Genomic DNA, 25,003 nt, shown 5'->3' with positions numbered 1-25,003 from the left:
TAGAAATAGGAAGGTTCAACGACTATTCCTCTTGAGGGAAGTCCACACAAGTATGTGGAAGTGGTTTCGCCTTAACAAGTAAAGTTGAAGGATAAGATATAGTCTGTGCCTGCATGAAAGTGTAAGAAGTTCATCAGAGAACTGCATGGGAAGTCGCGAACCTGTGTGAACAAACTCCACACGATAAAGTCAAAAAAATGTTACTATTTGTGTATAATAATTTTTAATTAATACACTTTTTGATGTATAATAAACTCATGGATAACGAATATAGACATTCTAAGACAACTGTATCGTTACTCAACTATCATTTTGTTTTTTGTCCTAGATATCGTCGGAAACTATTTGTCAATTCCGAAGTAGACGCTAGTTTTAAATCGCTTGTTCATTCAATCTGTAAAGAAAATGAATGGGAAATCATGGCTATCGAGACAGATAAAGATCATTGTCATCTTTTTGTAAATGTTCAACCTACCTATTCACCAGCGGATATCATGAAGGTGATTAAGGGAAGAACATCTAGAGAATTACGACAATCATTTGAACATTTAAGTAAAATGCCAAGTGTTTGGACACGATCTTACTTTGTTTCAACAGCAGGGAATGTTTCTAGTGAAACAATTAAACGATATGTAGAAAATCAAAGGACAAGATATTGAGTTTACGTTAAGGAGGTGTACAGAAATGAAAAAAGCCCATAAAATCAGAATCTACCCTAATTCAAGACAGGAAATTCAATTTCAAAAAACCTTTGGTTGTGTTCGGTTCTACTGGAATTTTTTACTTGACCAACGGATTACGAATGACAAGATGAAAAAAGAAAATCCTGAATATATTGAAAACAAACTGACCTATGCTGGACTGAAAAAGCAAGAAGAATTTTCTTGGTTAAAAGAAGTTGAAGCACAACCTCTAAGCCAAGTAAATATGGATTTGAATAAAGCGTACAAAAATACGTTCAACTCTAAATTCGGATTTCCTAAATTCAAGAGTAAAAAATATTCAAAGAAATCCTATCGAACTGCCGTAGGCATGAAAGTCAACGGACGATACTTCTATGTTTCTAAAGTTGGTTGGGTCAAGATGGCAGAAGAATTGCGTTTCAAAGGGAAATTAATGAACGTGACGATCAGTCAAACTAAATCAGGGAAATATTTTGCGACATTCTTAGTTGATGCTGAGAATTTCCAACAAGAACCCGTAGCAAATAACATTGGATTAGATTTGGGCTTAACTCATTTCTGTATCACATCCGCAGGAGAAAAAATCGATAATAACCGATTCTATCGCTCTCTTGAACAACGGTTAATACGCGAACAACGAAAACTTTCCAAGCGTTTGGAAGTTGCGAAAAAACACAATCGAAAATTAGATGAGTGTCGCAACTACCAAAAACAAAAAGTAAAAGTTGCGCGTATCCATGAGAAAATTGCCAACCAACGTACTGATTTTTTACATAAACTATCTTCACGACTTACTGATGAGAACCAAATCATTTGTATTGAAGATTTGAATGTAAAAGGGTTGGTTAAAAATCATAAATTAGCGAAGTCAATTTCAGATGTCTCTTGGAGTGAATTCGTTCGACAATTAGACTATAAATGTGCATGGAAAGGTCGTACTTTAGTTAAAGTTGACCGATTTTTCCCAAGTTCACAACTTTGTTCTTCTTGTGGTCATAATGACGGCAAAAAAGAGCTAAATATTCGTGAATGGGTATGCTCAAATTGTGGAACAATTCATGACAGAGATATTAATGCAAGCATAAATATTAAAACCGAAGGACTTTCGGGGATCGCTTAGTCAATTTGCGTCCGTTAGGGCGTACTACCTAAGAATCCGACGACTTTAGTCGTGTGGAGTGTCAAGGCCGATGATTGCTTTATCGAATATCGCTCAAGGCTCAGCGGTGTTGGCTATTATTTTCTTACACCGGGGCAACAAAAAAGAAGAACAAGTATCGGTCCCGTCGATGATTTCAGCCTATTTAGGTGTAACGGAACCCGCGATGTTTGGGATTAATTTAAAATATGTGTATCCTTTTGTAGCCGCAATGATTGGTTCAGGTACAGCGGCGATGTTCAACAATATTATGGGTGTTCGAGCAAATGCGATCGGTGTTGGTGGCTTGCCAGGGATTTTGGCCATTAATGGAACAGAAGGTGGCGGTTGGTTATCCTTCGCAATTGCCATGGCGATTGCAGTCGTTGTGCCAATCTTCTTAACGATTTTCTTTGAAAAACAAGGTATTTTTAATAAAGAAGCGCAAGTTGCAACGAGTGGTGCGTCTACGGAAGCTTCAGTTCCAGTTGAACAATCAGTGGCAGAGTTAACCACGAATGCTGAAAAAAATATTCGAAAAGAATTATTATTTTCTCCCGGAAATGGAAACATCGTTGCCTTAGACGAGGTACCAGATCCTGTCTTCTCCAAAAAAATAATGGGCGAAGGTTTTGCATTACAACCAACGGACGGAAACATTTATGCGCCGGTGAAAGGTGAAGTGATTAGTATTTTTGAAACGCAACATGCGATCGGTATTTTAACACCACTTGGAGCGGAAATCTTAATTCATATGGGGTTGGATACCGTTGAGTTAAAAGGGGAGCCGTTTACGGTAAAAGCTCAGGTGGGTGACCAAGTAACGCCAGGAACACTTTTAGCCGAAATGGATTTGGCGAAGGTCAAAGCGGCAGGAAAGAAAACCGATGTCGTTGTCGTCATGACAAATAGTGAAAAAATGGATCATTTTATCTTAACGAAACAAGGAGACCTGAAAACCAAAACGCCAATTGGGGAATTCTTTATTTATCAGTAAAGCTACCAACGTGCTAGGCGTTAGCTATTAAAAACTGAATAAACGACTATTAAAAAGCCAGAAAAGGATTGTCATCCGATTTTTGGCTTTTTGTCGTTCATAGGGAAGGGATATTTGCGAGCCATCATCGAACGAAGAGGAAAAGTAATTTGCCTCTTTTTTGTTTCTTCAAAAAATAAGACGCTTCGTTTGCGTAAATTTATCGATGAAGGGAGGATAAAGATGTGGTACGAATTGAAACGATCTCAGATGAACTAATTACTTATGGGGTTGAACAACGCATGCAAGACTTATACATTTATTTTTTAAATGAAAGTGTCGCGGTTTATTATCGGAAAGACCATCAAATGATTCCTTTTAATAATGAGTTGAGTGTCGAGACCGCCCAAAAATTGATTGCACGCTTTAAATATTTAGGTGAAATGGATGTCGGAGAGAAGAGAAAAGCCCAACTTGGTGCAATCACGTATCCCTTGAATCAAGGCGAGCAACGTCTCAGGTTATCAACGGTAGGTGATTATCGAGGAAAAGAAAGTTTAGTTGTCCGTTTTTTACATCAGATTGAAGAGCAACAATTAGGCTATTTTTATCCCACAGACGTCGAAGTCATCTATGAAAATATGAAGCAAAAAATGGGACTCTATTTATTTAGTGGTCCAACTGGTTCAGGGAAAACAACTTTTATGTACTATTTAGCGCAACAAATGAAAGGCCAAGTGATTACCATTGAAGATCCAGTTGAAATTGAAGTACCTCATTTTTTGCAACTTCAAACGAATGACAAAATTCATCAAACCTATGATCAATTAATTAAGTTATCGTTACGTCATCGCCCGGACGTCTTAATCATAGGGGAAATACGCGATGAATTAACGGCTAAAGCGGCTATTCGGGCGGCATTAACGGGACATAAAGTCTTTGCGACCATTCATGCAAAAGGAGTCGAGGAAACAAAAAGCCGGATCATCGACTTAGTTGGAAGTAGTACAGAGTTAGAAAATTGTTTAATGGGTGTCATCTACCAGCAACTCTTTTTTACGCGCGACGCTCAAAGTAAAGCGTTGTTGGCGTATGAATTTTTTATGACAGAATGCGTGAGTGAGCCTTGGGAAGTTCGCTATCAACGGATTAAAAGTGAGTGCGAAATCATATGAAAAAAGGGTTGAGAGCAAGGTACCAATTTTTAGAAATGTTTGTTTTACTCCTCGAAAATGGTTTTAGTATTCAAGAAAGTCTGCACGTGATGATTCGCAGTCAATCGTTCTCACAAGAGTTATTGACGATCATGACGGAAGCCCTGAGTACCGGTAAATCTTTAGCGGAATGTTTTGATTTAATGGGCTTTACGACCCAAGAAGTGATGCAAATTCAACTAGCAGAAGTCCATGGCAATTTAGTCGAAGCATTACAAAATATCTCGCAACAGTTAACGATCATGAATCAACAAACCGCAGAATTAAAAAAAATCATTAGTTACCCGATCGTTTTACTCGTGTTTTCTTCCGGGATGCTTTTAAGCATGCGCTATATTTTATTGCCGCAACTCTTAGCATCAGATATGGTACAAGCCGATCATTGGGGAATTTGGGTGATGCGTTATAGTCCCATTATTCTAGGGATAGGGCTTCTTGGCATTATTCTAGTCGCACTCATCATTCAGTGGTATTTTAAAAGAAAATCCATTTTAGAAAAAGCACGGTTCATTAGTCGACTGCCTTTTGTAGGTTCCTTCTATACGCTATATCAAACAAGTTATTTTTCTTTAGAGTGGGGCAAACTATTCAAAGAAGGATTTGAAATGAAACAAATACTCAGCATCTTAGTGTTATTACCCAATCAAACCTTAATGGTCGCACTAGCCCAAGAAATCAATCAAGGCTTACAAGAAGGGATTTTACTCACGGATCAGTTATCCCATTATTCTTTTTTAACCCCGGAGTTTTCACTGATTGTCTTTCAAGGAGAAATTAAAGGAAGATTAGGGGACGAATTGTTAATCTATCAACAATTATTGATGAAAAAAATCGTTGCAAAAATGGAACAAACCATTCGTTTAATTCAACCAATCGTTTTTGTGTTGATTGCTGTAGTGATTGTCGCTATTTATGTGGCAATGTTTTTACCAATTTATGGAAATATCGGAGGGATGTTAGAATGAAAAAGAAATTACATGCTGGGTTCACTTTAGTGGAAATGATGATTGTTTTATTGATCATTAGTGTCCTTGTGTTGTTATTTATTCCAAATTTAGCGCAAGAAAAAGATACTGTGTTGGATAAAGGCAATCACGCAATTGTAGAGTCAATGAAAACTCAAATTGAATTACAAGAGTTCTCTACCGGAAAGCCAGTCACAGAAGAATACATCAAGGATAACCTCATTAAAGGGGATACCAAAAAGCAAGACCTCTATAATGAATACATCAAAGGGAAATAACATGCATAAGAAATACGCCGGTTATACCGTAATTGAGATGTTGCTCGTCTTGTTACTCGTTAGTCTTTTTGCCAGTGTCTCGATTGTGTTTGTGCCACGAGTGCAAGAAAGAGTAACCGTGTATCAATTTTTGAATCAATTTGAGAAAAATATCTTATTAACGCAGCAATCTTCCCTGTTTTCAGATGAATTTACCGAATTTTATCGAGAAGCAGAAGGAGAACGCCGCTTGGTCTTTGACTTAGATCACGAATACCGAATCATCTTGCCGATTCCCTCTGTATTAAAAGTCAGTGACTTTCCACTCATTCGGTTTAGCAAAGATTCAGGGAATATGGGGATTGCGCGGAAAATTCTCTTTACTTGGCAAAATGAGCAAATAGAAGTGCTCTATTCCTTTTTGTTTGGGAAAGGACATTATGAAAAACAAATTTCACCGACGAAGTAAGCGACACGAGGGTGTGGTCTTTCTTGAGAGTTTGCTTGCCTTTGCCGTGATCTCATTTGCCGTGATTTACTTTTATCAAGGGAGTCTTCAGTTTCTAATGATGAGTGAACAACAACAACGAGAGCTGCAACAATACCGTGTCTTGTATGAAGAAATCTCAAAGGCGCGCAACACACAGCAAAAATCAGGTGCGTATTCATTAACACGTGGAGGAAAATATCAAATCAATTATCAATTGGAGACGTTATTTTATGTCGAAAGTACCGAAGAAAATCAGCACATCCGAATTGAACGCTTCCCCTAAATATGCTGGCTTTACCTTGTTAGAATGTCTGGCCACTTTAAGTATGCTTAGTTTGATCTTTTTAATGTTGTCGGGTGTATTTACGCAAAGTCAGGAAATCAATCGACGGATTCAAGGGCGGCAAGAATTGGAGTGGCATGTTTTTTTAGTCCAATTAGAAAATCAGTTTGCTCTAGGAACATTCAAAAGTGTTGAAAAAAGCGAACTGGTTTTCAATCGAACAAAGTTGCATGAAGGTAAGCAAGTGACGTTTGCGATTAAACGAAGCCAAGACAAACAAGCGGTTTATTTAAGTGATAATGGCGGAGTGGAACCTTTACTGACGCAAGTTACAAATCTTATCTTTGAACGACAAGGGAACACGATTTTATTTACAATTACTTTTATAAATGGAGAGATAAAAAGTGGTCAATGGACAATCCCGCAAGTATCAAGGTAGTGTATTTATCTTAGCCATTTTAACGATTAGCTTGCTAAGTCTCCTGTTTTTATCTATGGCCCAAAACGCACGAATTACAACCCTGTTTACCGGAAGAAGCAATCGATACTATGAAATGGCCATCATGAAAGAACTTTTTTTAGCAGAGTATGTCGCAATTCCACCAGCACAACGTGCGTCTTCGGGAGAGATGTTTTATAGTACAGGTAGCGTCAGTTATGTCTATCAAGCGCCCTATTTACGGATGACAGCATCTACGTCAGACTATCAGAAAAAGTTTGAGGTAGTGATTGAAGAAGTTGACGGACAAGATGAGACAGAAGAGACTGTCGAAAGTAAACAGATTATAAGAAAGAATGATACAGAAGACCCCCGTTTAATTCAAAAGATGCAAGCCCCTTCGTTAGACGAAAATCGGACGACAAATCGTAAATGAGAAAGAGAAAGAAGAGTCATCTTACTTTATAAAGACTCTATTTTCTCTTTTTTTGCTGATAAAAAAGAGAAAATAAAATTGATAGGTACAAGCGGTTGATTATTTGTGAAAAATCAGCTAAAATTAAACAGGAATATAAGTTGTTATAGTGATTAATTGAAATGAGGTGTCTTATGTCAGTGGAAAAGGTTGAAACAAGCTTTCATCTGAATTTTGAAGCCATTGAATTGTTACAGAAGGCCTTACAAACTTCTTTTTTTGATGCCTATCTTGAGCAAGTTGAAAACCTGTTAGATGATTATCAGATTCAAGTGCTTGAAGGAACACCAGATGAACCAACCGTTCAAAGACTCCAAGAAATATATCAAGTATTAAAAGAACAAAAGCTAGAAGCAGAAGAAATCCGTAAACTTGCGCAATTGTTGCTCTTAAAGGGGACGCAAAAAGAACCCGTACAAGCCAACCATCAACTGACGCCAGATAGTATCGGTTTTTTATTTGTCTATTTAATTGAGCAATTCTATTCAAATAAGAAAGAACCCCTAACGATTTTTGATCCGAGTGTAGGGACTGGCAATTTGTTACAAACCTTATTAACGAATTTAGCGCTCTCTGGTTATGATGTTACCGGTATTGGGATTGATAATGATGAAGTATTAATTGCCATCGCGGCGGCAACAAGTCAATGGATTCAAACAGACGCGACATTTTATCATCAAGATGCGTTACAGCAATCATTTGATACGCAAGTTGATGTGGTGGTCGGTGACTTACCAGTGGGGTATTATCCGATTGATTCAATTGCGGGATCCTTTGAAATGGTAGCCAAAACGGGTCATACGTATGCCCATCATCTCCTTTTAGAACAAGGAATGAAAAAGACAAAAGAAGATGGTGTTGGGTTATTTTTACTGCCAAGTAATTTCTTAGAAAGTGATCAAAGTGATCGATTCAAAGAATGGATCGGTAAGACGGCTTATTTACAAGGGATTATTCAATTGCCAGATGAGTTGTTTAAACACAAAGCATCACGAAAAAGTATTGTAATCTTACAAAATAAAGGTCCTAAAGCACAGCAAGCAAAAGAAATCCTGGTGGCTCAACTGACGACGTTGAAAGATCCACAAAAGCTTAATCAATTTTTCCAACAAGTAGCGAAATGGAAAAAAGAAAATATTTAGTCTCGTTTAAAAAGCGTAAAATTATTTTTGCGGATTTAAAAATATAAAATGAATATTGAGGAGAACAAAACATGTCTAAAACGATTGCAATTAATGCTGGAAGTTCTAGTTTAAAATGGCAACTTTATGGGATGCCAGAAGAAACAGTTATCGCGAAAGGAATCGTTGAGCGTATCGGATTAAACGATTCAATCTTTACCATTAAGTATGGAGAAGGTCAAAAATTCGAACAAATTATTGATATTCCAGACCATGATGTTGCGGTTAAAATGTTATTAGATCAATTAATCGATTTAGGAATCTTAGCAACATATGACGAAATCACAGGTGTTGGTCACCGCGTGGTTCATGGTGGAGAATTCTACGATCGCTCAGTCGTAATTGATGACGAAGTGCTAAAAAATATCGAAGCTTTAGCAGATTTTGCGCCATTACATAATCCAGCGAACGCAATGGGAATTCGTGCATTTAAACATTTACTACCAAACATTATCAGCGTAGCCGTGTTTGACACAGCTTTCCATGCGACAATGCCAGAAGAAAACTACTTATACAGCTTGCCAAGAGAGTACTATGAAACGCTACGTGTCCGTAAATATGGTGCACACGGAACGAGTCATCGTTATGTTTCAGAACGTGCAGCTGAAATGTTAGGCAAACCACTTGCAGAAACAAAAATTATTACGTGTCATTTAGGAAATGGTGCTTCTATTACCGCTGTTGAAGGTGGAAAATCAATCGATACTTCAATGGGCTTCACGCCACTTGCTGGTGTCACAATGGGGACTCGTTCTGGCGATATCGATCCATCTGTTTTACCATATTTAATGGAGAAATTAGATATCGATATTAATGAAATGATTAATATTTTAAATAAAAAATCTGGTTTACTAGGATTATCAGGTATTTCAAGTGATATGCGTGATTTAGAAAACAACATGGATAAAGAAGAAGTTCGTGTAGCGTTAGATATATTTGCGGATCGCATTCGCAAATACATCGGTAGCTACGTGACAGTGATGAACGGTGTCGATGCGATTGTCTTCACAGCAGGTATCGGAGAAAATGATTCTGCAACACGTGCTAACATCATGAGTAAATTAACATGGCTTGGTTGTGAATTAGACGCAGAGAAAAATAAAGAGCGTGGAGAAGAATTAGAAATCTCTACACCAGAGTCAACAGTCAAAGTCTTCTTAATTCCAACAGATGAAGAATTAGTGATTGCGCGTGACGTGGAAGCTTTACGTCGTTAATTAAACAGATTAGTTAATCGTAGGACAAGCTTGCAAAAGTGACTGTCCTACGATTTTTTTCGATGGAAAATACCCACTTTTGAAAACAGAAGTGGTATGATAATAATAGAAACGATCATTTGGAGGGAAAAAGATGACAGTGAATTGGCAACAAGAAGTCGATCAACGCAAAGAAGCGTTATTAGATGATTTAGTAGAACTTTTAAAAGTGAAAAGCGAACGTGAAGACGATAAAATAACGGCAGATGCGCCATTTGGTCCGGGTCCTCGTGATGCTTTATTACACATGTTAAGTTATGGCGAGCGCGATGGGTTTGTAGTAAAAAACGTAGACAATTATGCTGGTCATATTGAATACGGTGAAGGCGAAGAGATTTTAGGGATTTTTGGTCACATGGATGTTGTGCCAGCAGGTGATGGTTGGGATACTGATCCCTATGTTCCAGTGATTAAAGATAATAAAATTTATGCTCGAGGTTCTTCAGATGATAAAGGACCAAGTATGGCTGCCTATTACGGGCTAAAAATTATTAAAGAACTTGGCTTACCAGTGTCGAAAAAAATTCGTTTTGTCGTGGGTTCCGATGAAGAGAGCACTTGGAAAGACATGGATTATTATTTTGAACATGAAGAAATGCCAGACTTTGGTTTTGCACCGGATGCAGAATTCCCAATTATTAATGGCGAAAAAGGTAATATCTCTGTCGCACCTCAATTTGCTAGTACGAATGGTGGATCTTACAAGTTAAAAACGTTTAAAGCGGGCTTAAGACCAAATATGGTTCCCCAAGATGTAACAGCTGTTGTAACGGCTCCTTCTGTTGAAAAAGCAGAATCCTTAAAAGAAGCTTATCATGCTTATTTAGAAAAATCAGGTGTTTCTGGTACAGCGGAACTAAATGATACAGTCGTTTCATTTAAATTAATCGGAAAAAGTGCCCATGGTGCGAGTCCACAATCTGGCGTCAATGCTGCAACGTATTTAGCTACTTTCTTAAATGAATTTGATTTTGGTGGCGGTGCAAAAAATTACCTGACAGTAGCTGCTCATATTCACTTAGATGTTTATGGCGAAAAATTAGGGGTTGCTTATGAAGATGAAAAAATGGGCAAACTGACAATGAATGCGGGGTTATTTGAATTTGTAGCAGGAGAAGAAGGGGCCTATATCAACTTTAACTTCCGTTACCCGCAAGGAACCGGGAAAGAACAATTAGCTGCTGGAATCACGGATTCAATTGGTCAATATGTGACAACCCTAAAAGTGGACGAAAAACATTCAGGTCCCCACTATGTGCCAGTAGAAGATCCACTAGTTGCAACGTTATTAGCTGTTTACGAAGAGCATACCGGCGAAAAAGGATACGAACAAATTATCGGTGGTGGAACATATGGCCGTTTATTAAAACGCGGTGTCGCTTTTGGCGCAATGTTCCCAGGTTTTACAGATACCATGCATCAAGCCAATGAGTTTATGAGTCTTGATGATTTATTCCGTGCAGCAGTTATCTACGCTGACGCGATTTATCGTTTAGCAAAGTAAGATTTCCTTAAACGTAAAAAAGACTGCCCTTCACTTTGAAGCGACCCCCAAAAGTTAGACCAAAAATCTAACTTTTGGAGGTCGCTATTTTTATGGCAAAATACAGTTTTGAATTTAAATTGAAAATGGTTCAAAAATATCTTGATGGAGAGGGAGGATACTCTTATCTGGCAAAAAAGTATAGAGTAAAAGGCAAGTCACAGATAAGAAAGTGGGTCAATGCATATGAAGAGTTTGGTAAGGAAGGGCTATCTAGAATGCGTCAAAACAAAAAATATTCTGTTCAATTTAAACTAGATGCGATAGAGTTATATCAAATGAGTGAAATGTCCTATCGTGAGGTGGCTAATACCCTTGGTATTAACAATCCTCCGCTGATTACTTCTTGGGTTCGTAAGTTTCGAGAGGATGGTGTTGAGGGGCTTTCAAAATCGAAAGGACGTCCTTCTAACATGCCGAAGAAAAATAACGAGATAGAAAAGAAAATATCTAAAATAACGCCCAGAGAATCCGAACGTATCAAGGAATTAGAGAAACAAGTACGTTCACTCCAAATCGAGAATGCCTTTTTAAAAGAATTGAGGAAGCTGCGAAAACAGGAAGCTCAACAAAGACGCAAGAATCAATCGCACGTATCATCGACAGCCTCCGAGGATCATTCAAATTAGTTGAGCTTCTTGAAACATTGAACTTTCCTAAGTCAACTTATATGTATTGGCAAAAACGGTTCAATCGTAGAAATCCAGACCAAGAAATTGAAGATGAAATGCTAGAAATCCGGAAAGAGCACAAAGATTATGGTTGCCTCAGAATGAAAAAAGAGCTGCAAAATCGTGGTTTTATTGTTAATAAAAAGAAAGTTCAACGGTTGATAAGAAAATTAGCAATCGAAGTAAAATCCTACACTAGAAAGTCACGCCGATATAATTCTTATCGTGGAAAGGTTGGTACAGTTGCCAAAAATCGTATCCATCGTCGCTTCTATACAAGTATTTGTCACCAAAAAATCACTACTGATACGACAGAATGTAAATATTATGAATTAGATGCCAAAGGCGTTGTTCGACAAAAGAAACTTTATTTAGATCCGTTTTTGGATTTATACAATAGCGAAATTCTATCTTACAGAATTTCGGAGAAACCGAATGCAGTCGCAATAATGGAAGGGCTAGAAGAAGCGATAGAAGTCACTAAAGACTGCCCTTATCGTCGAACATTCCATTCAGATCAAGGATGGGCTTATCAAATGAAGAGTTATCGCAACAAGCTAAACGAACACAAAATCTTTCAAAGTATGTCCCGAAAGGGAAATTGTTTAGATAATTCACCTATGGAAAATTTCTTTAGTCTTTTGAAACAAGAAATTTTTCATGGAGAGATTTATCGTAGTTTTAATGAGCTTAAGGAGGCAATTGATCAATATATTTACTATTACAATAATAAACGTATGAAAAAGAAGTTAAACTGGAAAAGTCCTGTTGAATTTCGAAAATCAGCTCTATGTGTTGCATAGCAATCAGTTTAAAGGTATAAAAAAGGAGTGGATTTCTCCACTCCTAAAAAGTCTAACTTAAAGGGGTCACTACACTTGAAAGTGTGAAAGGCAGTTTTTTTTAAATTCCTTCGAGTTGACTAATACTTAAAATCGTTCCAGAGTGAGCATCGGCTAAAAATTCGTATACAACGAGTTCATCATCTTCGTAACGCACGATACCGCCGCTATAGGCTTTTGTTTCACGGACAATGTGGTCAATAAAAGTCGCTTCATGTTCGATCCATGAGCCTTCGATTGGACCTTCTGCTAGGAAAGAGCGTTTAATCTCTTCTAATATTTGGTTTGGACTTTTAGTGGTGTGTTGCTTTACCCATAACGTACTCGCAATGCCGGCAGCTAAACCAATTCCAGTTCCAATCATAAAACCTGTTTTTAATGGTGAAAAATAACGTGTATTTGACATAGTAATTTCTCCTCACTTCCGTTTGTTCTTTCATTTTACCACAGCACGAAAAAAACCGATAAGTAAATGCCAAAAAAGCTGAAAATTGCGTTATAATGAAAAGAGTGAAAGATAGAGGAGGCGAACGTTTGATAACGATCAGACGACAAAAATGAATGAAAAAACATTTCAACGAATCAAAGAATTAACGGAACTTCAAGGGACAAGTGGTTTTGAACATGAAGTTCGTGCGTATATGCGTGATGCGATGACACCGCTAGTCGACCGCGTGGAACAAGATGGATTAGGCGGAATCTTTGGCATTCGTGAACACGAAAATGCGGATGCTCCGCGCATTATGGTAGCGGCGCACATGGATGAAGTCGGTTTTATGGTGACTCAAATTACGGATCGTGGATTATTTAAAGTAACGCCTTTAGGTGGTTGGAACCCGTATGTGGTTTCGGCGCAACGATATACACTTAAGACCGCAAAAGGGAACTATCCTTGTATTTCTTCTTCTGTTCCGCCGCATCTTTTGAGAGGCGCTGCTGGACAAAAGAATGTCGAGGTTGCGGATATTTTATTTGACGCTGGTTTTGAATCCAAAGAAGAAGCCATTGAATTTGGGCTTTGTCCAGGAGATACGGTGGTGCCACAAGTTGAAACCATTAAAACAGCCAATGGCAAGAATATTATCGGCAAAGCGTGGGATAACCGTTACGGTTGTACATTAGTCTTAGAGGCCTTAGAAGCGTTAAAAGACGAAGCATTACAACATACGTTAATCGCAGGCGCGAACGTGCAAGAAGAAGTTGGTTTACGTGGATCAGGACCTTCTGTGCGAAAATTTAAGCCAGACTTATTTTTTGCAGTGGATTGTTCACCGGCAGATGATACGATCACTAAAAATGGCACATTTGGTCATTTAGGGGAAGGAACGTTATTGCGCATTTTTGATCCAGGCTTGATTATGTTACCCGCGATGAAAGAGTTCTTACTTGATACTGCTCAAACGCACAAGATTCCTTACCAATACTTTGTTTCAAAAGGTGGAACGGATGCTGGCGCGGCTCATACAGCCAATGAAGGCATTCCAAGTACCGTGATTGGCGTAGCGGGACGTTATATTCATACGCATCAAACAATGTTTAGTATTCAAGATTTTGAAGCAGCCAAAGAAATGCTTATTCAAATTTTGAAAGGATTAGATCAATCAACCGTCGATACCATAATCGCGGGGAAATAAAGAAGAGAGGGATTCGATGATTACGCCAAAAAGTTTAGAAGAACTGGCGACTTATGTAGAAAAAGGGAACAATATCTTTTTCTTCACGGCTGAGTGGTGCGGCGATTGCCGTTTCATTTATCCTGTCATGCCAGAATTAGAAGCGGAATTTCCAGAATATCAGTGGATTCATGTGGATCGTGATGATTATATTGATCTTTGCGCCCAATGGGGAATCTTTGGTATTCCAAGTTTTATCGTGATTAAAGATGGGGAAGAGGTTGGCCGTCTCGTCAATAAAAATCGTAAAACAAAAGAAGAAATTGCGGCCTTTATCCGTCAATTATAAAAAATGAATCAATCAGGAGCGTGAAGACAATGGAACAAACCTACAAGAAGATTTTAGTCGGTGTTGATGGGTCCGAGCATGCCACGGAAGCGTTCAAAAAAGCAGTAGAAGTTGCGCGAAGAAATCAAGGAACGGTCATTGTTGCGACCATTATTGAACCACAAATTCCCCTAATGGTTGGCACTTCTTCCTTTAGTGATGACTTTGTCGAAGCAGAAAGCGAGCGTGCGAATCTCTTACTAGAAGAGTGTGTGGCTTACGGGGAGTCGGTTCAGTTTACCGCGATTGAAAAAGTGATGGTCTTTGGTCAAGCGAAAAGTATTTTAGCGACGGAATTACCGCGGAACCATCAGATTGATCTTCTGATGGTTGGACAATCTGGTTTAAACGCCGTCGAAAAGATGATGGTCGGTAGTGTTGCCAGTTATGTCATTTTAAAAGCGCCCTGTGATGTATTAGTAATTGCAATACCAGAAGAAAAGCAATAGACAAAAAGAGCCGAAATTTTCGGCTCTTTTGTTGGGAAGAAGGAAATCGTTATGAAGAAAAAACAATTATTATTAAGTGGACTCGTTCTCGGAATGTTCTTGGTCAGTGGCTGTACAACCCAAGCGAACGAAGCAACCGTGACCACTACCACCACACAAGAAAGCGTCGCACCCGTTGAGCAAACCGCGACGATTATCTTGCAAGAAGATGGCAAAGAAATCACAAAAGAAGTGGTATCGTTTGAACCAGGTGCGGTAGTCTTTGATGTGATGGATGAACATTTTGAAATCGTTCATCAAGATGGTTTTATTACAAGTATTGATGGGATGACGCAAGATGAAGCCGCTAATAAATATTGGCTTTATGATATCAATGGTGAGATGGCCTTAAAAGGAGCAAAAGAATTAGCATTACAGGCTGGAGATGAAATCCTCTTTAAATTAGAAGAGATGAAATAAGCTTGCATTTCTGTTACAATAAGCAAGGATAAAATTAGAGGAGGAACTCGTGTGATTTTTGCATACAACCCAAAATATGTGAGCGATACGTTAATGGTCGTGACACAAGATGATCAAAATATGGAACAACAAGTCGAACGACGTGAGAACGTGGCTCGTTTAACGACAGAGGATGGTCGTGTGATTGGTTGGAATTTCTTTGAGATCTCAAAGGAATTTACCATCGAAGGAACTGGTCAAGTCCAAATCAATGATGAACAACTAGCGCATTTAAACGACTTAATCAAAAAAGCAGGCTTTAGCGATGTTTTAGTGCCAGATCATTCACCAAAATTTGTTGTCGGACTCGTTAAAACGTGTGTCCCACATGAAGATAGCGACCATTTATCGGTGACAGAAATTGAAGTCGACAACGCAGAAGTATTACAAATTGTGTGTGGTGCAGCTAATATTCGTAAAGGGTTGAAAGTCGTGGTAGCAAAACCTGGTGCGATGATGCCTGATGGCTTATTAATTTGGCCTGGTGAGCTTCGTGGAGTCGCTAGTTTTGGAATGGTTTGTTCCGCAAAAGAACTTCAATTACCAAATGCGGCAATGCAACGTGGTATTTTAGAATTAGGACCAGAAGCGGTCGTTGGAGAAGCCTTTACCCCTGGAAAATAAGAAAAACGTCTACTTTTTAGTAGACGTTTTTTCGTAATCATGATTATTGATTTGGTTCTAATTGTTGTTGCTCTTCTTGTTGAAGAATGGATTGGTCGACGGTTAACTCCACAGTGACGGTTTGTTCACTATCGCCACGATAGAAGGTGATTTCCATTGAATCGCCTACTTTTTTCTGATAAAGAAGGGCGCGTAAATCTTGACTACTTGAAATTTCTTCGCCGTCAATTTTAGTCACGACGTCGTATTGTTGCAATCCAGCTTTTTCTGCTGGGGTTGCCCCTGCAACACTCCGAATCACAACACCACTTGTCACGGATTCAGGTAAGTTTAGAATTTCTCGTTGTTGTTGGACAGAAATGCTGCTTAGGTCAATCATGGTCACACCAAGTGCAGGACGAATGACTTCCCCTTGTGCTTCTAATTGTTTGATGATTGTCACCACGTCATTACTAGGGATGGCAAAGCCCATTCCTTCAACGCTGACACCGGAACCGGCAGAACTCGCAATCTTACTTGAGTTAATCCCGATGACTTGTCCAGCGATATTAACTAATGCGCCTCCAGAGTTACCTGGATTAATCGCAGCATCTGTTTGAATCGCGTTAATACTAATCAGATCGCCGGCTTCATTCGTACTTTGGACTGGACGATTCAAGGAAGAAATAATCCCTTGCGTCACAGAGTTCGCATATTCAGAACCTAATGGAGAACCAATCGCGATAGCCGGTTCACCGACTTTTAAAGAGTCAGAATCGCCAAAGGTTGCGACAGTATCAATGTTTTCGGCTGAAATTTTTAAGACAGCTAAGTCAGTGAAGACATCTGTTCCAATGAGTTCAGCTTCAACAGTAGAGCCGTCTTTTAGTAATACTTGTAATCCTTTTTGGCCTTCTACCACATGATTGTTTGTGACAACGTAAGCTGAGTTTCCCTCTTTTTTATAGATGACACCACTTCCTTCAGAAGCTGGGACTAACGTTTGATCTTGACCAGTTGTACTCTCGCTGCCACCAAAGAAACCGCCTAAGCCGTTATCAAGTGATTGCTCGCTTTGTAAATTAATGACAGAAACCACAGCACCCTGTACTTTTTCGACAGCACTCGTAATGTCACTCGTTGCATTGACTTTGATGTTGCTAATTTCTGCGCCGCCAAGGTTACTGCTGGTTGTCGTTGTATTTGAATTAGGATTCGTATCAGAAGGTGAACCAAATGTATAAAAACCACCTAACATTAACATGCCGCCTAAAAGACCGCCAGTTAAACTAATGACAAAAGATTTAAAGCTACTATTTTTTTTATACGGTGTTACGTCTTTTCTTGACATATAAATTCCTCCTTGTTGATCTCTTATGTATAGTATAATATTACTTTCGAGTATTAGTCTACTAAGAGAGTTTGAATTAAGTATGAAAAAAAGAAGCAAAAATAATTGTGATTTCGTGAAAAAAAATCTTATTTTGAATGTGGAAAACGAGTGGAAAACGATGTGTAAAAAGGGAAAAAGAGTTACACACAAGCTTGTGGATAATGGGTATAAATAAAGATGAAACACATGTTCTTATCAAAAACACGATGAAAACAAGGATTTTTTCTTCGAAATCTGTGGATAACCCTGTGCATAGTGTGCATAACTTTGTTGAGAACTTAAGAATTTCTTAAATGAGAGGATGGATAAAATGAATATAAAAATTATTAGCGTTGGAAAACTAAAAGAAAAATACTTAGTTCAAGGCATCAATGAGTACGTGAAACGGCTAGGAGCGTACGCTAAAATCGAATTGATTGAAGTGGCCGATGAAAAAGCGCCAGAAAATCTCAGTCCGGCAGAAATGATCCAAATTAAAGACAAAGAAGCCGATCGCATTTTAGCCAAAATCAAAGAACAAGAGTATGTTTTTGCCTTAGCGATTGACGGGATAAATCCAAGTAGTGAACAATTAGCACAACAAATCAACCAGTTAGGCATTCAAGGAAAGAGCCAATTGGTCTTTGTGATCGGTGGGTCCTTAGGTCTGAGTGATCGCGTCTTACAGCGCAGTCAATCCCAAATTTCGTTTGGCAAGATGACGTATCCCCATCAATTAATGCGTCTCATCTTAGTCGAACAAATTTATCGCAGCTTCCGGATTAACCGAGGTGAACCGTATCATAAATGAGGTCATTTTTTTGAGGAGAATGGCGGTATGACGGCATTTTTGAGTGAGCTACAGAAATACCTGGAAAAAGAGAATAGAATCGATAAAGCGGAAAGCCTATGATGACGGGCTTTCCGCTTTTTTTTACCTTCCAATTAACCTACGGAACTAAGACGCTAATCCTGTAAGAAAGGGTTAGCATCTTAGTTTTTTAAGCTTATCGCGTTCGTAACTTAAGAAATTTGCTATTCCTTACGGGTCTGTCATAGTCTTTTAGAATAGTTACAAAATGAGGAATAATCTGCAGTGGGAACAAGCCATTTACGCAAAATTGTTAACGCTGTCAACGAAGTCTATCCAAAGTTTGCGTATAGAGTTCAATAACTTCTTTACGACTAATTTGATTTTTCTTTTCCTTATACCAAAAAACAGATTGAATCGTGATGCCCATAATAATCTGTCCTTTATAACTTAGTTGCAGAGGCAGTTCCTTGTCAGTGTCCTCTTTTTTTACGTAATTGTTTAACATACTCTTTCCGTATTCCCGTACACTTTCAAGTTCAAAGATGCTGTTCCCATTCGTTTGAATACTGAAAATGAGGTGTAAGAGATTATCAAATTGATCCAAAAGCTGCTCGAAAACAACAATGAAAAAATCAACACCTTCATCGTTTGACTTTTGAATGGCAAAATCAAATATTTTATTCATCTTGTGTTTAATGAAAAAAGTTATGAAATCATATTTATCCAAGAAATGCTTGTAGAAAGTGGGGCGACGAATCATGGCAGCATCACATATTTCGGTTACGGATATACTTTCAAATTCCTTTTCTAGTAATAAGCGTTCAAATGCTTCAACTAGGGCTTTATACGTCTTTTGAACCCTTAAATCTAATTGCTCCATCTGGGTTTCCTCCTTAAGGAAAACTGTCAATTATCAAAAAAATGTAAGTTAAGTATCAAATGCCAATTATATGTATCTTGTTCTGCTTTTCGATATTAGTATAATAGAAATTGTAACAAATGTAAATAAAGAAACGAATGTATTTTATCTTACATAAGTAAATTAAAAGAAAGGCAGTGACACTATGTCAGTTATCGAAGTAAGACACGTAACCAAAGATTATGGGCATGGACGGGGAATATTCGATGTTTCCTTTGAGATAGCAGAAGGAGAAGTCTTTGGCTTTCTTGGGCCTAACGGTGCCGGGAAGACCACTACTATCCGCCACTTGATGGGATTTTCCAAACCTCAAGAAGGGGAACTATATATCAATGGTAAAGACTGTTGGAAATCAGCAGCTATCATTAAACATGATGTTGGGTACTTACCTGGAGAGTTGGCCTTTCCGAAGGGGATGACCGGAGAGGGCTTTATCCAATTCATGGCTGAAGAAAGACAAATCAGCGATATGTCCCGAACAGATTATCTGAAGGAAATGTTTGAATTGGATTCAGCAATGGAAATTGCAGCAATGAGTCTTGGCTCTAAACGAAAGCTGGCATTGGTGACAGCCTTCATGCATAATCCCAAGGTATTAATTCTGGATGAGCCAACCTCAGGATTGGACCCGGTCATGCAAGAACGTTTCATCCAATTTATTTTGGAAGAAAAAAAAGAAGGAAAGACCATTCTGCTCTCTAGCCACATCTTCAGTGAAGTGGACGCAACGTGTGACCGGATTGCCATCATCAAGGATGGAGTGGTTGTTTCAACTATTGAAGCAGCCAAACTTAAACATAATACAAACAAAACTTTTAAAATAGAGTTTGCGACAAAAAAAGATTACCAACAATTCCTGGCCCGAACGAAATTTAAAATTCCGGTCGAACGGCCCGATCAGAATCAAGTTAAGTTAAATCTGACAGATGAGACGATGCAACAGTTGTTTACCGAACTAAGTGAAGTAAGCATTCGCTTTATCTCAGAAATTAAATTTACACTGGAAGATTACTTTATGGACTTCTATGATCGAAAGAAATCTATAGCAGCCGGAGAGGAGAACCTAGAACATGGCGTACATTGAAATTAAGCATCTGACAAAGGACTATGGAAAGAAACGCGGTATTTTCGATATGTCATTAGAAGTTGAAAAAGGTGAGATATATGGCTTTGTTGGTGTAAACGGTGCAGGCAAGACCACGACGATCCGACACATGATGGGCTTTTTAACACCGGATGAAGGAACGGTCACCATTAATGGGCTTGATGCGAACAAAAGTAGTGCAGCGGTAAAGCGCTATGTATCGTATATACCTGGTGAAATTAATTTTCCAGGTAATTCGACCGGAGAGGATTTTATCAAAAATCAGATTTATTTATCAGGTCGAGGTGATTGGGAATATGCAGAGAATGTTATTGACCAGCTCCAATTAGACGCGAAAGCGAATGTCCGAGCCATGAGCAAAGGAATGAAGCAGAAAACCGCTATCGTCTCAGCTTTTGCCTCTGATGCCGATATTTTGATAATGGACGAGCCAACGACAGGACTGGATCCTTTGATGCGGGATATCTTTATCGAGCTATTGAAAGAGGAAAAAGCCAAAGGGAAAACCATTTTTATGTCCAGTCATATTTTCCAAGAAGTGGAAGAGGTCTGTGACCGCGTCGCAATCATTCGTGATGGGATGATCATTGATGTGATTGATATCAAGGACATCCGCTATAACAAGATGAAAACTTATAAAATGGAGTTTAAATCGATTGAAGATTTCGAGCACTTCCGCAGTCTCGGTTATGACCTACATCGGGTTAAGGTGGACGACCTGCAATTAAACATCATGATTCATGATCAAGATATTAATCGTTTGATCCAAGATTTAAAGAATTTTAACTTAGTGTATTTCAAGGAAATTAAAGTCACATTCGAAGATTATGTCACACAAGTGTTCAAGGGGGAAAAATAAGATGTTCTCAAAACCAATTTTTAAGCAAAGTATTCAAGCCAATTGGAAGCTCTGGGTTATTATTACTTTCGTTGCAGCGATGATCCTATCGGCCTTTACGGTAACTTTTGATGCAGAAGGCTTTGCGGCAATCGCATCTGCTGCTGAAGGGACAAGATTTTCTAATATCTTATCAACGATGACAAGCTTATTGGGAAGTCTGGAAAACTTCTATAAACTGATTGCCGTTATCCTGGGAATTGTCTACGTCGTGTTCACCGCAAACAACCTGGTGGTTAATGAAGTGGATTCTGGCTCAATGGCCTATACCTTATCCACTCCGATTAAACGGTCCAGTGTTATTTTTACTAAATCGATCTTTTTGGTCCTTTCCATTGTTTTGATGTATGGAATCATTGGATCCACCGGTCTGGTTGCAGCCCAACTTAAGTATCAAAACGTCACCGGCTATACCATTACCGATGATGTGCGGGCAGCCGCTGAGGCATTGAATCAAGATGAGGGCTATATATCCGAGCGTATGTATCTAATTTTGGAAAACGATCATGCCATGCGGGAAGCAGCTGCAGTCAGAAATATGGATACCGAAGCCTATACGATCTATCTTGAGAGTGTCATCAATGACCGCTCCTATGAGGAAGCCGCAGCAGTCATCACCGATGAACGCTGGGATATCTACAAAGATGATGAAGACATGGAAGACGAAGATATTGAAATCACTGCGGAGGAATTGGCCGCCGACCCCACCATGCTTCTGTTAAGTAACGATGCCCTTGTTACTGGCGCAAAAGTAACAGGCTTGTCAGTGAATGAATACCAACAATTTATCAATAATGAAATAGTTTCACTTGAACAGGAAACTGAAGTCTCCGTTAAAGAGGAAAAAACACCAAATGAAGAGGGTACAGAAGCGACTGCACAACCGGCTACACAACCGACTGTCATGGTATCCGAAGATAATGCCGATATCTTAATGCAATTAGTGATTGAGTCTTCAGCGAAAGCTTTGAATATGGAGACTGATCAAGTTGCGGATAAGATTGCCTTGATCAAAGATCCAGTGGCACTAGAAGCGGCGATGGCAGCAACGAATTTAACCGAGCAACAAATCATTACAATGGCCAATAATGGCATGGTCAGTTCTGCCAAAGCGGTCGATGAAGCGTTGGAATTTGATGCTGAAGCGTATATCTGGTTAAGTGTCGGACTTTTGTTGTTGATATTGGCTCTTAGTTCGATTTCCTTTTTTGCATCCACGCTATTCAACCGTACAGGTTTAGCTTTAGCTATTGGTGGCGGCATTCCGTTTACATTCTTTATTATTACCATGGTACAACAATTGATGGATACATCAGAAAATCTCGAGTATCTGACTATAACGACTCTATTTGATACTGAAGCAATTCTAACAGGTGGAGATTTTGGTTGGGGATTGGTGGCTTTAGGAGGCATTACCTTCGTCTTGTATGCAGCCTCTAATGTCATTTTTACCAAGAAAGATTTACCACTATAGAAAGACTGCTCATGTACATAATTATGAAAATAAAATCAAGTTATTAAGTATGAGATTAAATGAATGCAGAGATATTTTGAGTATTCAGAGCATTATTCGTGAAGTGGTTCGGGGCTGCCTTTTGGAGCATGCCTGCGAAGCAAACATTCGTATATATCAGAGAGAGGCTGGGACGTTTGTCCCAGCCTCTTGGCTATTTAATGATTGTTATCCCAGTCATCGATTTATAGCAGTAGTCATAAAAAATACAAATTTCGGTAAAGTTTTGAGTAACAGATCATTTTTGTATTGGTATGAACTATTCATTGGAAACACCCAATATTGAAATCAAACCAAAATAATTGTCTTAAAATAATGATATTCTAAAATTGTACGCATACTCCTGAATCAGAAGGAATGCAGAATGTAATCTAAAAAATATCATTCACCTATGATAAAATTGAAAACAATTTACAGACAAATGTTAGCGAGACCTTTACGAATCTAGCTTTTTTGTCTTCCGGTTAGGAGCAGACAAGATAGTTGCCTGGAACACAAAATTAACGTCATGTTTAGTAACAAAACTAAACAGAAAAAGTGAAATGGATCGACATGAGGGGGGGAACATGGCCTTTGATTATGAACTGGATTTCGCTCAGATAAACTTCCGGGACCAGCCTGAATTGTATCGAGTGGGCCGAGGAGAACAAGGGGTGCTTCTGGTAGAACCTTATAAAAGCGAGATACTACCACATTGGCGTTTTAAGACTCCAGAAATTGCTAAAGTGTCTTCTGACAAAATCTACCAGATGTTTTTGGATTACCAGGCAGCCGGTGATTTTGTGGGTATGGATATGAGTCGGAAGTTTCTTCAAATGGGCTACACTAGATCCAGACGTTACGCCAATTACAAAGGTGGTCGCAAATATGATGAAAATGGCGACATAAAAGAAAGAATAATAGACGAAGAAAAAGCAAAGTCAGCTACCATTTTTGAAGAAAAGTGGAAAATTGTGAGGGAAAATGAAGCGTATTTAAAGTTGAAGAAAGAACATCAGAAAAAGTACGGCTGAAAAGAAGTCATTCCTAAGGAATGAGTGGTATAATAGAGAAAATAATTCTATCAAGGGAGGGGTTATAGAACATGGTCAAGGCATTTGGCTTATTTTTTGAAGATAAACGTATTTGGCTTATTCTAGGAGGGAGCGTGCTCTTTTCTTTCATTTTAGCGATTGGTGTTATCTTGCTCGACACCAGAATGATAAATGTGGTGGACTATTTCCCGACTGTTTTTCTAACGAGCGTCAATCTGGCCAAATCAATCTTGAGCCTGCTAGCGGGTTCCCTTTTTTCAGTGGCAACCTTCACGTTTGGGACGATGTTATCGGTCATTTCGTTCTACTCATCTAATTTCAGTCCCCGGACTGTTGAGAATTTTCTCTTACAGAAAACATCTATGCAAACTTTGGGGATTTTTATTGGTGGTTTTATTTATTGTCTTTCCTCTTTGTTTTTTATGCGCAATTCAGAAGATGAATATTTGGTTGTTTCGGCCTCCATTGCCTTATTGTACGCCCTTGCCTGCGTTTTTTATTTTACGAAGTTCGTTTATAATGTGGCAATATCCGTACAATTGAACCATCTTGTGACTAAATTGTACAAGGAGGCCGAGTCAGTTGCGGATGAAACGATTGAATACTTTCAAGAAATGCCTTTGTTGGATCATCTTCCTCAAATAGACACGCTACACATCTTCACAGTAAAGGCTAACGAGAGTGGTTATGTTGAATATATTAATTTTAATCGACTAGTTGAACTGAGCAAGGAATTCAAAGGCACCATAGTGCTACATCTAAGAATAGGAGAGTTTATTTCCGCAAATCAGCCGCTAGTCGATTTATACACTAACCGAAAAGTTAAAGATGAATCACAGCTCCAAGCGGCAATAAACCGCACCCTAACTTATGAAGAAAAACCTTCTTCTATGTACGATCCAAATTTTGCTCGAGCTAAATTGATTGAAGTAGCTCTGAGGGCGGTTTCGCCAGGCATAAATGATCCTAATACCGCCATTTATATCTTAAACTACAAGGCTTTGTTGGATTCAAAATTTGCCAGTATACCAGGAAGGTTTGTGGTGATGGGCGAAGACACTGATGAGACATTTTCTTCGGGAGGTAACGTGATTTATGATTTCAATAATTTTCCAAAAGACTTATATGAAAGTTATTGGCAATTAATTCACTATATGAAGCAAGATATTTCTGGAGTGGTGGCACTGTTTGACTCTTTGTTGACAGTTGCTTATTCTGCACATCCGAAGAAGCTAAACTATATTAAGGATTACAGTAATTATCTGTTTAATCTAACGAGTCCCAATTTTACGGAAAGACTAGATATTCAAAATATCGAGGAACGCCAACAACGTATTCTAGGGATTAACCATCCTGAGCTAGAGGAATGAGCTTGAAACTGAAA

General features: G+C 38.7%; 27 protein-coding genes and 1 pseudogene. 25 read left to right on the top strand and 3 right to left on the bottom strand.

Going from position 1 to position 25,003, the window contains the following annotated elements; translation table 11 throughout:
• The first annotated feature begins 257 nt into the window (after positions 1-257).
• The 14 genes and pseudogenes from tnpA to IGI68_RS02815 all read left to right on the top strand — a co-directional run bounded on the left by tnpA (position 258) and on the right by IGI68_RS02815 (position 12,374).
• Entirely contained in the window at positions 258-659 is a 402-nt protein-coding gene (gene tnpA, locus IGI68_RS02880; RefSeq protein ID WP_438730333.1) for an IS200/IS605 family transposase, read from the top strand.
• A 25-nt stretch (positions 660-684) separates the two neighbouring features.
• Complete coding sequence (tnpB, locus tag IGI68_RS02875; protein WP_438730138.1) at positions 685-1,803, top strand: IS200/IS605 family element RNA-guided endonuclease TnpB; 1,119 nt, start codon at positions 685-687, stop codon at positions 1,801-1,803.
• 67 nt (positions 1,804-1,870) lie between these two features.
• A pseudogene (locus IGI68_RS02870) lies at positions 1,871-2,818 on the top strand (glucose PTS transporter subunit IIA); the annotation flags it as partial.
• A 281-nt stretch (positions 2,819-3,099) separates the two neighbouring features.
• Entirely contained in the window at positions 3,100-3,972 is an 873-nt protein-coding gene (comGA, locus tag IGI68_RS02865; RefSeq protein WP_438733201.1) for a competence type IV pilus ATPase ComGA, read from the top strand.
• Entirely contained in the window at positions 3,969-4,976 is a 1,008-nt protein-coding gene (gene comGB, locus IGI68_RS02860) for a competence type IV pilus assembly protein ComGB (RefSeq protein WP_438730330.1), read from the top strand. The genes comGA and comGB overlap by 4 nt, the downstream gene beginning before the upstream one ends.
• Complete coding sequence (comGC, locus tag IGI68_RS02855; protein ID WP_071873886.1) at positions 4,973-5,254, top strand: competence type IV pilus major pilin ComGC; 282 nt, start codon at positions 4,973-4,975, stop codon at positions 5,252-5,254. Before comGB ends, comGC begins: the two co-directional genes overlap by 4 nt.
• A gap of 1 nt (position 5,255) precedes the next feature.
• Positions 5,256-5,702 (top strand): competence type IV pilus minor pilin ComGD, encoded by a 447-nt coding sequence (gene comGD, locus IGI68_RS02850; protein WP_438730326.1) that lies wholly within the window; start codon positions 5,256-5,258, stop codon positions 5,700-5,702.
• Positions 5,674-6,006, top strand: a complete 333-nt coding sequence (locus IGI68_RS02845) for a hypothetical protein (protein WP_273230342.1) — start codon at positions 5,674-5,676, stop codon at positions 6,004-6,006. The genes comGD and IGI68_RS02845 overlap by 29 nt, the downstream gene beginning before the upstream one ends.
• Entirely contained in the window at positions 5,954-6,445 is a 492-nt protein-coding gene (comGF, locus tag IGI68_RS02840; protein WP_438730322.1) for a competence type IV pilus minor pilin ComGF, read from the top strand. Before IGI68_RS02845 ends, comGF begins: the two co-directional genes overlap by 53 nt.
• Complete coding sequence (gene comGG / locus IGI68_RS02835) at positions 6,411-6,881, top strand: competence type IV pilus minor pilin ComGG (RefSeq protein WP_438730319.1); 471 nt, start codon at positions 6,411-6,413, stop codon at positions 6,879-6,881. Before comGF ends, comGG begins: the two co-directional genes overlap by 35 nt.
• 173 nt (positions 6,882-7,054) lie before the next feature.
• The gene (locus IGI68_RS02830; protein ID WP_273230336.1) at positions 7,055-8,062 is read left to right on the top strand and encodes a class I SAM-dependent methyltransferase; all 1,008 of its coding nucleotides are present in this window, start codon (positions 7,055-7,057) and stop codon (positions 8,060-8,062) included.
• Positions 8,063-8,133: 71 nt separating this feature from the next.
• Positions 8,134-9,318 carry an acetate/propionate family kinase gene (locus IGI68_RS02825; RefSeq protein ID WP_071873880.1) on the top strand — a complete coding sequence of 395 codons (1,185 nt, stop codon included), beginning with the start codon at positions 8,134-8,136 and terminating at the stop codon, positions 9,316-9,318.
• Between the two features lie 133 nt (positions 9,319-9,451).
• Positions 9,452-10,861, top strand: coding sequence for a dipeptidase PepV (pepV, locus tag IGI68_RS02820; protein ID WP_438730314.1), 1,410 nt, complete (start codon positions 9,452-9,454; stop codon positions 10,859-10,861).
• A 92-nt stretch (positions 10,862-10,953) separates the two neighbouring features.
• Positions 10,954-12,374 (top strand): IS3 family transposase gene (locus IGI68_RS02815; protein ID WP_425429260.1). Its coding sequence is split into 2 segments (ribosomal slippage): positions 10,954-11,431 and positions 11,431-12,374, totalling 1,422 coding nucleotides; the frame shifts between segments, so codons are not numbered across the junction.
• Positions 12,375-12,474: 100 nt separating this feature from the next.
• On the opposite strand, the gene IGI68_RS02810 is transcribed toward IGI68_RS02815, so the two are convergent.
• Positions 12,475-12,819 carry a hypothetical protein gene (locus IGI68_RS02810; protein ID WP_071875790.1) on the bottom strand — a complete coding sequence of 115 codons (345 nt, stop codon included), beginning with the start codon at positions 12,817-12,819 and terminating at the stop codon, positions 12,475-12,477.
• Between the two features lie 151 nt (positions 12,820-12,970).
• Between IGI68_RS02810 and pepA the strand changes: the two genes are divergently transcribed.
• The 5 genes from pepA to ytpR are packed head-to-tail and all read left to right on the top strand — an operon-like array spanning position 12,971 to position 15,985.
• On the top strand, positions 12,971-14,047 hold the full coding sequence (gene pepA / locus IGI68_RS02805; RefSeq protein ID WP_071875789.1) for a glutamyl aminopeptidase: 1,077 nt from the start codon (positions 12,971-12,973) through the stop codon (positions 14,045-14,047).
• Between the two features lie 16 nt (positions 14,048-14,063).
• Positions 14,064-14,375, top strand: a complete 312-nt coding sequence (locus IGI68_RS02800; protein WP_071875788.1) for a thioredoxin family protein — start codon at positions 14,064-14,066, stop codon at positions 14,373-14,375.
• A gap of 29 nt (positions 14,376-14,404) precedes the next feature.
• Entirely contained in the window at positions 14,405-14,863 is a 459-nt protein-coding gene (locus tag IGI68_RS02795; RefSeq protein WP_438730308.1) for a universal stress protein, read from the top strand.
• 51 nt (positions 14,864-14,914) lie between these two features.
• Entirely contained in the window at positions 14,915-15,322 is a 408-nt protein-coding gene (locus IGI68_RS02790) for a DUF4430 domain-containing protein (RefSeq protein WP_438730305.1), read from the top strand.
• 51 nt (positions 15,323-15,373) lie between these two features.
• On the top strand, positions 15,374-15,985 hold the full coding sequence (gene ytpR, locus IGI68_RS02785; protein ID WP_438730302.1) for a YtpR family tRNA-binding protein: 612 nt from the start codon (positions 15,374-15,376) through the stop codon (positions 15,983-15,985).
• Positions 15,986-16,028: 43 nt separating this feature from the next.
• On the opposite strand, the gene IGI68_RS02780 is transcribed toward ytpR, so the two are convergent.
• Entirely contained in the window at positions 16,029-17,315 is a 1,287-nt protein-coding gene (locus IGI68_RS02780; RefSeq protein ID WP_438730299.1) for a S1C family serine protease, read from the bottom strand.
• A 352-nt stretch (positions 17,316-17,667) separates the two neighbouring features.
• On the opposite strand from IGI68_RS02780, the gene rlmH reads away from it, so the two are divergent.
• Positions 17,668-18,147 (top strand): 23S rRNA (pseudouridine(1915)-N(3))-methyltransferase RlmH, encoded by a 480-nt coding sequence (rlmH, locus tag IGI68_RS02775; RefSeq protein ID WP_071875783.1) that lies wholly within the window; start codon positions 17,668-17,670, stop codon positions 18,145-18,147.
• A 322-nt stretch (positions 18,148-18,469) separates the two neighbouring features.
• Here rlmH and IGI68_RS02770 read toward each other — a convergent pair whose 3' ends face one another.
• Positions 18,470-19,030: a TetR/AcrR family transcriptional regulator gene (locus IGI68_RS02770; protein WP_438730296.1), complete on the bottom strand. Its 561-nt coding sequence runs from the start codon at positions 19,028-19,030 to the stop codon at positions 18,470-18,472.
• A 184-nt stretch (positions 19,031-19,214) separates the two neighbouring features.
• On the opposite strand from IGI68_RS02770, the gene IGI68_RS02765 reads away from it, so the two are divergent.
• The 5 genes from IGI68_RS02765 (at position 19,215) to IGI68_RS02745 (ending at position 24,989) form a co-directional block, all read left to right on the top strand.
• Complete coding sequence (locus tag IGI68_RS02765; RefSeq protein ID WP_438730293.1) at positions 19,215-20,153, top strand: ABC transporter ATP-binding protein; 939 nt, start codon at positions 19,215-19,217, stop codon at positions 20,151-20,153.
• On the top strand, positions 20,140-21,033 hold the full coding sequence (locus IGI68_RS02760; protein ID WP_438730290.1) for an ABC transporter ATP-binding protein: 894 nt from the start codon (positions 20,140-20,142) through the stop codon (positions 21,031-21,033). Before IGI68_RS02765 ends, IGI68_RS02760 begins: the two co-directional genes overlap by 14 nt.
• Before the next feature lies 1 nt (position 21,034).
• Positions 21,035-22,546 carry an ABC transporter permease gene (locus IGI68_RS02755; protein WP_438730287.1) on the top strand — a complete coding sequence of 504 codons (1,512 nt, stop codon included), beginning with the start codon at positions 21,035-21,037 and terminating at the stop codon, positions 22,544-22,546.
• A 605-nt stretch (positions 22,547-23,151) separates the two neighbouring features.
• Positions 23,152-23,598 carry a DUF4385 domain-containing protein gene (locus tag IGI68_RS02750; RefSeq protein ID WP_373821092.1) on the top strand — a complete coding sequence of 149 codons (447 nt, stop codon included), beginning with the start codon at positions 23,152-23,154 and terminating at the stop codon, positions 23,596-23,598.
• Positions 23,599-23,669: 71 nt separating this feature from the next.
• Positions 23,670-24,989, top strand: a complete 1,320-nt coding sequence (locus IGI68_RS02745) for a DUF2254 domain-containing protein (protein WP_373788208.1) — start codon at positions 23,670-23,672, stop codon at positions 24,987-24,989.
• The last annotated feature ends 14 nt before the right edge of the window (positions 24,990-25,003 follow it).

The sequence above is a fragment of the Enterococcus sp. DIV1314a genome, from assembly GCF_051713805.1.
In the GTDB taxonomy this organism is placed as follows: Bacteria; Bacillota; Bacilli; order Lactobacillales; family Enterococcaceae; genus Enterococcus_I; species Enterococcus_I aquimarinus.
Note: the sequence above shows the minus strand (reverse complement) of the source record. Positions and strands in the feature narration are given on the sequence as shown.